Genomic DNA, 11,626 nt, shown 5'->3' with positions numbered 1-11,626 from the left:
CATGACGCTGACTCCTGTCATGAGCCGCTACTGGGACCACCCGCAGTCCTGGACGTTGGACACCTACCAGGCCCACGACGGCTATCGCGCATTGCAGAAGACACTGGCAATGGAGCCCGACGAGGTGATCGAAACCGTCAAGTCGTCGGGCCTACGCGGCAGGGGCGGCGCCGGGTTCCGAACCGGGGTGAAGTGGTCGTTCATCAAACAGGACAACACGGGTCCGCACTACCTCGTCGTGAACGCCGACGAGTCGGAACCCGGTACGTGCAAAGATGTTCCGCTGCTCATGGCCACCCCGCATCTGCTGATCGAGGGTGCGATCATCGCGGCGTACGCCATCCGCGCCCATCACGCGTTCGTCTACGTGCGCGGAGAGGTGGTCCCAGCGGTGCGGCGGTTGCGCACCGCAGTCGCCGAGGCCTATGCAGCCGGCTATCTGGGCACGGACATCAACGGCTCGGGCTTCGACCTCGAACTGAAGGTGCACGCCGGGGCGGGCGCCTACATCTGCGGGGAGGAGACCGCGCTACTGGACTCGCTGGAGGGCAGGCGGGGCCAACCGCGGCTGCGGCCACCGTTTCCCGCCGAAGCAGGACTGTACGGGTACCCCACCGTCGTCAACAATGTCGAGTCGCTCGCATCGGTTCCGTCGATCATCCTCAACGGCGTTGACTGGTTTCGTTCCATGGGAACCGACGACTCCCCCGGGTTCACACTGTTCTCGCTGTCCGGGCATGTCACGAGGCCCGGGCAATACGAAGCACCGCTGGGCACGACGCTGCGCGAACTGCTCGGGTGCGCCGGCGGTGTTCGTAGCGGGCATCGATTGAAGTTCTGGACGCCCGGCGGATCGTCCACACCACTGCTCACCGACGAACATCTCGATGTCCCACTGGATTACGAGGGAGTGAGCGCCGCGGGCTCCATGCTGGGCACCAAGGCGCTGCAGATCTTCGACGAGACCACCTGTGTGGTGCGTGCGGCGCGCCGCTGGACGCAGTTCTACGCGCACGAATCGTGCGGCAAGTGCACCCCGTGCCGCGAAGGTACCTACTGGCTCACGCAGGTCTACGAGCAACTGGAGTCGGGCACCGGAACCGCCGACGACCTCGATCGGCTCCTCAGCATCGCTAATGGAATGAACGGAAAGTCGTTCTGCGCGTTGGGTGACGGCGCAGCCAGCCCGATCCTGTCGTCGATCAAGCACTTCCGCGACGAGTACATCGCGCATCTGCACGGAGGCTGCCCGTTCGACCCGCATGCCTCGACGCTGATGGCAACGGAAGCGGTGAGTGTCTAGATGGCGCGCGAGTTTCCTGCGCGAACAGACGCAAACTGTCCCGACACGCCGACGAAATGGCGCACTTTGCGTCTGCTCGCCGAGGAAGGGGTGGGGGTCTAGATGACCGTGACCGAACCGGCCCACGACGCCCCCGCCGTCGAGATGGTGAGCCTCACCATCGACGACATTCCGGTCAGTGTGCCCAAGAACACCTTGGTGATTCGCGCCGCCGAACTGATCGGCATCCAGATCCCGCGGTTCTGCGACCACCCGCTGCTCGACCCGGTGGGTGCCTGCCGCCAGTGCCTCGTCGAGGTCGAGGGCCAGCGCAAGCCGATCGCCTCCTGCACCGCGGTGGTGGCCGAGAACATGGCGGTTCGGACGCAGCACTCCTCGCCCCTCGCAGCCACCGCTCAGCAGGGCGTCATGGAGCTGCTGCTGATCAACCACCCGCTCGACTGCCCGGTGTGCGACAAGGGCGGTGAGTGCCCGCTGCAGAACCAGGCCATGTCCACCGGCGCGCCCGAAACCCGATTTCTGGGCACCAAACGCACCTTCCCCAAACCGATTCCGATCTCACCCCAGGTGCTGCTGGACCGCGAGCGGTGTGTGCTGTGCGCGCGCTGCACCCGCTTCTCCCGCCAAGTCGCGGGTGACCCCTTCATCGATCTGATGGAACGCGGGGCGCTGCAACAAGTCGGTATCCACAGCGGCGAGACATTCGACTCCTACTTCTCCGGCAACACCGTGCAGATCTGCCCGGTCGGCGCGCTGACCGGCACCGCCTATCGATTCCGGGCGCGGCCGTTCGACCTGGTGTCCAGCCCGAGCGTGTGCGAGCACTGCGCCTCGGGGTGCGCCCAGCGCACCGACCACCGGCGGGGCAAGGTGCTGCGGCGACTGGCGGGTGACGACCCGGAGGTCAACGAGGAGTGGAACTGCGACAAAGGGCGCTGGGCGTTCCGGTATGCCCCTGTGTCGGAACGGATATCCACCCCGATGATCCGCGGAGGCGACGGCACCCTCGCCCCGGCGTCGTGGTCGCACGCACTCGCCGCGGCGGCGGCCGGTCTCCGAACCGCATACGGCCGGACAGGCATCCTGGTCGGTGGTCGGAGCACATGGGAGGACGCCTACGCGTATGCCAAATTCTCGCGGTTGGCGCTGGGCAGCAACGACATCGACTTCCGCGCCCGACCGCACTCGGTCGAGGAAGCCGACTTCCTGGCCGCCCACGTCGCGGGAAGGCCGATGAGCGTTACCTACCGCGACCTGGAATCGGCTCCGGTGGTGCTGCTCGTGGCATTCGAGCCCGAAGAGGAGTCGCCCATCGTCTTCCTACGACTGCGCAAAGCCGTCCGAACTCGTGGGCTGCCCGTGTACTCCGTCGGTCCGTTCACAACTCGCGGCCTGACCAGGATGTCGGGCACCCTTCTTCGGACAGCGCCCGGCGAAGAACCGTTCGTGTTGGGCGGTCTCATTGCAGGGGACGTCGCCGACCTGCTGCGTCAACCGGGCGCCGTCATCATGGTCGGCGAGCGATTGGGCGCGATCGCGGGCGGCCTTTCGGCGGCGAGTCGACTGGCCGAGGCGACCGGTGCACGGCTGGCATGGGTGCCCCGACGTGCGGGCGAACGCGGCGCGCTCGAAGCGGGGGCGCTGCCGAACCTGTTGCCCGGCGGCCGTCCCAGCGCACAGCGGGGTCTGGACACCGCAGGCATACTGGCCGCCGCGGCCGACGGCACCTTGGCGGCGTTGGTGATCGGCGGTGTGGAGGTCGCCGATCTACCCGACCCTCAGAGCGCGCGGGCAGCGCTTACGAAGGCGCCGTTCGTGGTGAGCCTGGAATTTCGCCACAGCGAGGTCACCGCACACGCCGACGTTGTCTTCCCGGTCGCACCGGTCGCCGAGAAATCGGCGACCTTCCTCAACTGGGAAGGCCGCCAACGGTACTTCGCATCGGCGCTGCGTAATTCCGAGGCGATGCCCGATCTGCGGGTACTGCATACGCTGGCGGCGGAGATGGGCGTCGGGTTGGGTCTGCCCGACTCAGCGGCCGCTCGAACCGAACTCGACCGGATTGGTCAATGGTCTGGTCTGCGTCCCGACCCCCCGTCGGTATCCCCGGTTCAACCGCCGCATCCGCATGCCGGCCAGGCGATTCTCGCCGGTTGGCGGATGTTGCTCGACGGTGGCCGGCTGCAGGACGGCGAACCGCACCTGGCTCAGACGGCCCGGCCTTCGGTGGTGCGCCTCTCCGCGGCAACCGCGGCGGAAATCGGTGCCGCCGAGGGTGCCCCCGTCACTGTCAGCACGCCATCGGGTGCTGTCACCCTGCCCTTGGCAGTCGCCGATCTTCCCGATCGGGTCGTGTGGCTACCTCTGAACTCGACCGGTTCTCCGGTCCATGAGCAACTGGGCGTCGCCGTGGGCGCTCTCGTCACGATCGGAGCGGCGGGATGACCAGCGAGATGACTGATGCGTGGTGGCTGGTTCTGCTCAAGGCGGTTGCCGTCTTCGGCTTCCTGGTGCTGACGGTGCTGGTCGCGATCCTGGTCGAGCGTCGAGTGCTGGCCCGGATGCAGATGCGGTCCGGACCGAACCGCGTCGGGCCCGCCGGCGTGCTGCAAAGCCTGGTGGACGGCGTCAAACTGGCGCTCAAGGAGGGCATCACGCCCTTCGGAGCGGATAAGGCCATTTACCGCCTCGCTCCGGTCATTTCGGTGGTACCCGCCATCATGGCATTCGCCGTCATTCCATTCGGACCAGAAGTTTCCATCGCGGGGCATCGCACGGCCCTGCAACTGACCGACTTGCCCGTCGCCGTGCTGTACATCCTCGCCGCCGCATCGATCGGTGCGTACGGAATCGTGCTGGGCGGCTGGGCTTCCGGTTCGATTTATCCCCTGCTCGGCGGGTTGCGATCCACTGCGCAGGTGATCTCCTACGAGATCGCGATGGCGCTGTCGTTCACCACCGTATTTCTGTACGCGGGGACGATGTCCACTTCCGGCATCGTCGCCGCACAGGAGGGCGCGTGGTACGTCTTTCTCCTGTTGCCGTCATTCCTCATCTATGTGATTTCGATGGTCGGCGAAACCAACAGGGCGCCTTTCGATTTGCCCGAGGCGGAGGGCGAGCTGGTCGGCGGTTTTCACACCGAGTACTCGTCGCTGAAGTTCGCGATGTTCATGCTCGCCGAGTACATCAACATGACGACGGTGTCCGCGCTTGCGGCGACATTGTTCCTCGGCGGCTGGCGCGCGCCGTGGCCGATCGGAATGTGGGACGGCGCCAACACCGGCTGGTGGCCACTGCTGTGGTTCGTCGGCAAGGTGTGGGCCTTCCTGTTCGTTTTCGTATGGCTGCGCGCCACGCTTCCCCGGCTGCGGTACGACCAGTTCATGGCTATCGGCTGGAAGGTACTGATCCCGGTCTCACTGGGATGGCTCATGACGGTGGCCGTCGCGCGGGGCATGGAATCAGCGCTCCACACCCCGTCGTGGAGTACGGCAATAGCCGGTCTGGGCGTCGTGCTCGCCGCTGCCGTGACCGTCAGGCGCACATCGGCGAGCAGCTCGCCTTCTGACCGCCGAAGCGGCACAACCGGTTATCTCAACCCGATGGCCACGGGGTACCCGGTGCCACCTTTGCCCGGACAACGGATCGCGGATCCGGTGATCATCATCCGACGGGAAGACATCGATGCCTGAATTCACCAAAGTCATCGCGGGTTTCCAGGTCACGTTCGGCACCATGTTCAAGAAGCCGATCACCGAGGAGTATCCGGAGAAGCCGGGTCCGGTGGCCAAGCGCTATCACGGTCGGCACCAACTCAACCGCTACCCCGACGGGTTGGAGAAGTGCATCGGCTGCGAGTTGTGCGCGTGGGCCTGCCCGCCGATGCCATCTACGTCGAGGGCGCAAGCAACACCGAGGACGAACGGTACTCCCCCGGTGAGCGTTACGGCCGCGTCTACCAGATCAACTACTTGCGCTGCATCGGTTGCGGGCTGTGCATCGAGGCATGCCCGACGCGCGCGCTGACGATGACCAACGAATACGAGATGGCCGACGACAACCGTGCCGACTTGATCTGGGGCAAGGACAAACTCCTCGTTTCGGAGCCAGGACGATGACCGGCGAGGCGGTGTTGTTCTGGGTGTTCGGCACCATAGCCGTCGCCGGCACGTTTGGCGTGGTGATGGCCGCCAAGGCAGTCTATTCCGCGCTGTTCCTGGCGATGACGATGGTCGCGCTGGCCATCTTGTACATCGCGCAGGACGCCCTCTTCCTCGGGATCGTACAAGTGGTGGTCTACACCGGCGCGGTGATGATGCTGTTCCTGTTCGTCCTGATGCTCATCGGCGTCGACTCTTCGGAGTCGCTGGTGGAAACCATTCGGGGACAACGCGTTGCGGCGGTTGTCGTCGGGGCGGCCTTCGGCGTACTGCTGATCGCGGGTATAGGCACCGGGTCGGTGGCCGGGTCCACTGGGCTGGCTCAGGCCAACGCCGACGGCAACGTGGAGGGTTTGGCGGCGCTGATCTTCACCCGCTACCTGTGGGTGTTCGAACTCACCAGCGCGCTGTTGATCACGGCGGCGGCGGGTGCGATGGTCCTTGCGTATCGCGAGCGCAGGAAACACCGTAAGTCGCAACGTGATCTTGCTATCGAACGATTCCGGTCCGGCGGACATCCGACGACGTTGCCGGGTCCGGGGGTGTTCGCCCAATACAACGCCGTCGATGTTCCCGCGTTGCTTCCCGACGGTTCGCCTGCGCGCGAATCGGTGTCGCGGATATTGCAACCGCGCGCGATTACACCACGTACTACGCATGTACCGGGGCGGTCGCACGTGCGGTTGGTGACGCCGCCGCCAGACGTCGGCACCGACTGGGTTGACGACTGGGCGTACAGCACGAACGGGAACGGCGGCGGAAAAGACGAATGAATCCCGATAATTATTTGTATTTGTCTGCGTTGTTGTTCACCATTGGTGCGGCCGGAGTGTTGTTGCGGCGCAACGCGATCATCATGTTCATGTGTGTGGAGTTGATGCTCAATGCCTGCAACCTCGCGTTCGTGACGTTCTCGCGCATGCATGGGCATCTCGACGGTCAGATGGTGGCGTTCTTCACGATGGTCGTCGCCGCCTGTGAGGTGGTGGTCGGGTTGGCCATCATCATGACGATCTTCCGTACCCGCCGCTCGGCCTCGGTCGACGACGCCAGCCTGCTCAAGCACTGAGGTGACGATGACACTTCCGGTGTGGCTGACCATCGCCCTGCCGCTGGCCGGCGCGACCATCCTGCTGCTGGGCGGACGACGCACCAACAGCTGGGGACACCTACTGGGCTGTGCGGCCTCACTGGGCTGCTTCGCCGTCGGCGCGGTGCTGTTCGCCGACATGCTCACCCGCACCCCCGAACACCGCGGCGTGACCCAAACCCTGTTCACCTGGGTGCCGGTCGCGGGGCTGCAGGTCGACTTCGGCCTGCAACTGGATCAGCTGTCGATGTGTTTCGTGCTGCTGATCACCGGCGTCGGCTCACTGATCCACATCTACTCCATCGGCTACATGGCCCACGACCCCGACCGCCGACGGTTCTTCGCCTACCTCAACCTGTTCCTGGCCGCGATGCTGCTGCTCGTACTGGCCGATAACTACCTCGGCCTCTACGTCGGCTGGGAAGGCGTGGGCCTGGCGTCGTATCTGCTGATCGGGTTCTGGCAACACAAACCCTCCGCGGCCACCGCGGCCAAAAAGGCGTTCGTGGTCAACCGCGTCGGCGACATCGGCCTGGCCGTGGCGTTGATGGTCATGTTCGCCCACATCGGGTCGGTCTCCTTCGCCGGCGTCTTCACCGCCGCCCCCGGCGTCTCCGAAGGCGTACTGACCGCCATCGGGCTGCTGCTGCTGCTGGCCGCCTGCGGCAAGTCCGCGCAGGTGCCGCTGCAGTCCTGGCTGGGCGACGCGATGGAAGGCCCCACCCCGGTCTCGGCGCTCATCCACGCCGCCACCATGGTCACCGCCGGCGTCTACCTCATCGTGCGCTCCGGGCCGGTGTTCGACCTGGCCCCCACCGCCCAGCTCGGCGTGGTGATCGTCGGCGCGGTCACCCTGCTGTTCGGGGCGGTCATCGGCTGCGCCAAAGACGACATCAAAAAGGCGCTGGCCGCATCCACCATGAGCCAGATCGGCTACATGGTGCTCGCCGCCGGCCTGGGCCCGGCCGGATACGCGTTCGCGATCATGCACCTGCTGACCCACGGCTTCTTCAAAGCCGGACTGTTCCTCGGCGCCGGCTCGGTCATGCACGCGATGAACGACGAGGTCAACATGCGCCGCTACGGCGGCCTACGCACAGCCCTGCCGATCACCTTCGCCACCTTCGGGCTGGGGTATCTGGCCATCATCGGCATCCCGCCGCTGGCGGGGTACTTCTCCAAAGACGGCATCATCGAAGCCGCCCTGGGCGCCGGCGGGGCCAAAGGCATCATCCTGGGCGGCGCGGCCATCCTGGGTGCCGGGATCACCGCGTTCTACATGACCCGGGTCATGCTGATGACGTTCTTCGGCCAGCAACGCTGGGCACCTGAGGCGCATCCGCACGAATCACCGGCGGTGATGACCTGGCCGATGATCCTGCTGGCCATCGGCTCGGTGGGTTCGGGGGCAGCCTTCGCCATCGGCGGCACCCTGCAGCACTGGCTCGAACCCGTCGTCGGCACCCACGAAATCCACCACATCGCCCCCGTCTGGGTCATCACCACCATCATCCTGGCCGCCGTCGCCATCGGCATCGCCATCGCCTACCGCAACTACGCCACCAAACCCATCCCCAAACAAGCACCCGCCGGCTCCAAACTCACCATCGCCGCCCGCAAAGACCTCTACAGCGACACACTCAACGAAGAACTCATCATGCGACCAGGTGGGCGGCTGGTAGGCGCGTTGAAGGCGGTGAACGACACCATGATTGAAGCGACCGTCAGCGCGATCGCCGCGACTACCGCGCGAACCTCGAATCGATGGCGACGGTGGCAGACGGGCTACGCCCGCTCGTATGCCCTCTCGATGCTCGCGGGGTCGGCCGTTGTCGTCACCGCGCTTGTCGCGGTGGGGTTGTCATGACCGGCGCTCCGTGGTTAACCATCCTGTGGCTCGGTCCACTCGTCGGCGCAGGCATCGTGCTCGTAATGCCACGTCCCGAGCTCGCGAAGTGGGCAGGCTTGATCGCATCGTCGGCTGTCGTCGTTGTCACCGGAGTGATCGCGGTTCAGTTCGACGCCCTTGGTAAGCAGTACCAGTTCGTCGAAACGCACAGGTGGATACCGTATTTCGGCGCCGGATACACCGTCGGTGTCGACGGCATTGCGCTCGTACTTGTCGTGCTCACTGCCGTCCTGGTTCCGATACTGATCATCGCCGGATGGAACGAAGCCAACCACCGAGCGTTGGTGACCCATACCTATGTGGCGTTGATACTCGCCGTCGAGTCGTTCGTCATGCTGTCCTTTGTCGCCCTCGACGTGCTGCTGTTCTACGTCGTCTTCGAAGCCACGTTGATTCCGCTGTACTTCCTGATCGGGCGGTACGGCAGCTCGGGTTCCTCGCCGGCCGCACTGAAGTTCCTTCTCTACAACCTGTTCGGTGGCCTCGTAATGCTGGCCGCGATCATAGGGTTGCACGTCTCGTCCGGCACATTGGACTTCCGTACACTGCTGACCCTCACACCAGATGCAGATCCGGCCATCCAGAGACTGCTGTTCCTCGGGTTCATGGTGGCGTTCGCGATCAAGGCGCCCATGTGGCCGTTTCACACCTGGCTGCCACCTGTCGCGGCGTCAGCGAAACCGGCGACTGCTGTATTGATGATGGCCCTCGTGGACAAGGTCGGCACCTTCGCCATGCTGCGGTACTGCCTGCAGTTGTTCCCCGACGCTTCAACGTACTTCCGGCCGTTGATCATCACACTGGCCGTGATCAGCACCATCTACGGCGCCGTCCTGGCGATAGGCCAAACCGATGTGATGCGCCTGATCGCCTACACCTCGATCTCGCATTACGGCTTCATCATCCTCGGCATCTTCGTGATGACCAGCCAGGGCCAGTCCGGGTCGACGCTCTACATGGTCAACCACGGCCTATCCACGGCGGCGCTGTTCCTGATCGCCGGCTTCCTGGTGTCGCGCAGGGGAACTCGCTTGATCAGTGCCTTTGGCGGGGTGCAGAAGGTCGCACCGGTACTCGCCGGCACCTTCCTCGTCGCGGGTCTGTCCGCACTCGCCCTACCGGGTTTGGGCCCGTTCATCAGTGAGTTCCTGGTGTTGATGGGCACATTCACCCGGTACCCGGCCGCCGCGGTCGTGGCGAGCGCCGCACTGGTTCTCTCTGCGGTTTACATCCTGTGGATGTACCAGCGGATGATGACCGGCCCGGTCATGGACGGCAACGAAAAGCTACGCGATCTGCTCCCCCGCGAGCTCGCAGTCGTTACGCCGCTGATCGCCCTGCTGCTCGTCCTCGGCGTCTATCCGAAACCCATGCTCGACGTCATCAATCCCGCAGTCAGCCACACCATGACGGTCCTCGATCAGATAGACCCCACACCGAAGGTGGCCGCCAAATGACGTTACCTGCACCGAATATCGAATTCGCCGCCCTCTCACCCATGCTGATCGTGTTCGGCGCCGGCATTCTCGGAATCCTTCTCGAAGCGTTGCTGCCGCGGGACCGCCGGTACCCGGCACAGGTCACCCTGAATGGCACCGCGCTCTGTGCAGCGTTCATCGCGGTCATCCTCCAGACGGGCCACCAAGGCCATGCGGTCATGGGCTCCGTCACGATCGACGGACCGACACTCTTTCTCCAGGGCGCCATCCTGATGGCCTCCGCCATCTCGATCGCGCCGATCGGCAGCCGTCGACTCGCGGCATTCACCCCGCAGGGCTCGTCGGTCCCTGGCAGCGCCGATGAGCGGGACGCACAACGGGAGGGCGCCTTGCAAACCGAGGTGTTCCCACTCTTCATGTTCGCTGTCGGCGGCATGCTGCTGCTTCCAGCCGCGTCGGACCTGCTGACGATATTCATTGCTGTTGAAGTGCTTTCGCTGCCGCTCTACGTGCTGTGCGGACTTGCCCGAACCCGGCGGCTGCTCTCACATGAGGCAGCGCTGAAGTATTTCCTCCTCGGCGCATTCTCATCCGCGATCTTCCTCTACGGCATGGGGCTGCTCTACGGCTACGCGGGCACCCTCACGCTCTCGGGCATCGCCACGGCGCTCGATGAGCGCGGCGAGACGTCACTGGCGCTGATCGGTGTCGCGTTGCTGACTGCCGGGCTGTTGTTCAAAGTCGGAGCGGTACCGTTCCATTCGTGGGTCCCGGACGTCTATCAGGGCGCGCCGACGCCCGTCACAGCCTTCATGGCCGCGGCGACGAAGCTGGCCGCGTTCGGGGCCATGCTGAGGATCTTCTATGTGGCGCTGCCACGGCTCGTCACCGACTGGCGACCGGTGCTGTGTGTCATCGCGGCACTGACGATGGTGGTGGCCGCTGTGCTGACCGTCGTACAGACCGATATCAAACGGCTGCTGGGCTTCTCAGCGGTTGTCAATGCCGGCTTCCTCCTGCTTGGGGTTACCGGAACAGAGGCCGGGCTTTCGTCCACGCTGTTCTACCTGGTTGCCTACGCCGTCAGCACAATAGGGGCATTCGCGACGGTCACGATGATCCGCGGGCCGGACGGCGACGAGGAGACCGACACGTCGCGCTGGGCGGGACTCGGGCAGCGCTCCCCAGCGGTCGCCAGCGCGATGGCGCTGTTCCTGTTGGCGATCGCAGGCATTCCGCTCACCAGCGGCTTCGTCAGCAAGTTCGCGATCTTCCAGACCGCCGCGGCCGACGGCGCGGGTGTACTGGTGGTCATCGGTGTGCTGGCCAGCGCTGTCGCCGCCTATGCATATGCCCGCGTGATCGTGACGATGTTCTTCAACCCACCGAATACCGCTGCACCGCAGGCAGAACGGCCCGCTCTGGCGACCACGGCGGTCGTCACCATGGCCGCGGCGGCGACCATCCTCCTCGGCATCCTTCCGCAGCCGTTGTTCGATCTCACGATCAACGCCGGGGACTTCATCCGTTAAGGACGCCCGGTCGGAACCACCCCTCGATTACCCCAACAGGGGGCGGATGCCGTCGCTCTCGAGAGGCAGAGTGAGACACGACAAGTCACCGGAGGGAGCATCCGCAATGACCCGCATCGCAGCACAGATCGCGCCGTCATTTCCGCCTGGTTCGCGCCCTGCCGCCGGCGATCGGGTGCGGGTCGCCCAC

The 11,626-nt window shown here is 65.1% G+C and carries 8 protein-coding genes and 1 pseudogene; all 9 read left to right on the top strand.

Going from position 1 to position 11,626, the window contains the following annotated elements; genetic code table 11:
* The first annotated feature begins 1 nt into the window (after position 1).
* Complete coding sequence (nuoF, locus tag G6N43_RS12385; protein WP_083153427.1) at positions 2 to 1,303, top strand: NADH-quinone oxidoreductase subunit NuoF; 1,302 nt, start codon at positions 2 to 4, stop codon at positions 1,301 to 1,303.
* 102 nt (positions 1,304 to 1,405) lie between these two features.
* Positions 1,406 to 3,748: an NADH-quinone oxidoreductase subunit G gene (locus tag G6N43_RS12380; RefSeq protein ID WP_083153425.1), complete on the top strand. Its 2,343-nt coding sequence runs from the start codon at positions 1,406 to 1,408 to the stop codon at positions 3,746 to 3,748.
* Complete coding sequence (gene nuoH, locus G6N43_RS12375; RefSeq protein ID WP_083153422.1) at positions 3,745 to 4,998, top strand: NADH-quinone oxidoreductase subunit NuoH; 1,254 nt, start codon at positions 3,745 to 3,747, stop codon at positions 4,996 to 4,998. The genes G6N43_RS12380 and nuoH overlap by 4 nt, the downstream gene beginning before the upstream one ends.
* Positions 4,991 to 5,403, top strand: a pseudogene (nuoI, locus tag G6N43_RS12370) (NADH-quinone oxidoreductase subunit NuoI); the annotation flags it as partial. The gene nuoH and the pseudogene nuoI, both read left to right, overlap by 8 nt.
* A 17-nt stretch (positions 5,404 to 5,420) precedes the next feature.
* A complete protein-coding gene (locus tag G6N43_RS12365) occupies positions 5,421 to 6,239 on the top strand; it encodes an NADH-quinone oxidoreductase subunit J (protein WP_234810144.1) in 819 nt (272 codons plus the stop codon).
* Positions 6,236 to 6,535 (top strand): NADH-quinone oxidoreductase subunit NuoK, encoded by a 300-nt coding sequence (gene nuoK / locus G6N43_RS12360; protein ID WP_006245521.1) that lies wholly within the window; start codon positions 6,236 to 6,238, stop codon positions 6,533 to 6,535. Before G6N43_RS12365 ends, nuoK begins: the two co-directional genes overlap by 4 nt.
* 7 nt (positions 6,536 to 6,542) lie before the next feature.
* A complete protein-coding gene (gene nuoL, locus G6N43_RS12355; protein WP_083153503.1) occupies positions 6,543 to 8,423 on the top strand; it encodes an NADH-quinone oxidoreductase subunit L in 1,881 nt (626 codons plus the stop codon).
* Positions 8,420 to 9,922, top strand: a complete 1,503-nt coding sequence (locus G6N43_RS12350) for an NADH-quinone oxidoreductase subunit M (RefSeq protein WP_083153417.1) — start codon at positions 8,420 to 8,422, stop codon at positions 9,920 to 9,922. Before nuoL ends, G6N43_RS12350 begins: the two co-directional genes overlap by 4 nt.
* The gene (gene nuoN / locus G6N43_RS12345) at positions 9,919 to 11,436 is read left to right on the top strand and encodes an NADH-quinone oxidoreductase subunit NuoN (RefSeq protein WP_083153414.1); all 1,518 of its coding nucleotides are present in this window, start codon (positions 9,919 to 9,921) and stop codon (positions 11,434 to 11,436) included. The genes G6N43_RS12350 and nuoN overlap by 4 nt, the downstream gene beginning before the upstream one ends.
* Positions 11,437 to 11,626 lie beyond the last annotated feature (190 nt).

Source organism: Mycolicibacterium moriokaense, assembly GCF_010726085.1.
GTDB classification, from domain to species: Bacteria; Actinomycetota; Actinomycetes; order Mycobacteriales; family Mycobacteriaceae; genus Mycobacterium; species Mycobacterium moriokaense.
The sequence above is the reverse complement of the archived record's forward strand: the minus strand, read 5'-3'. Positions and strand labels throughout refer to the sequence as shown.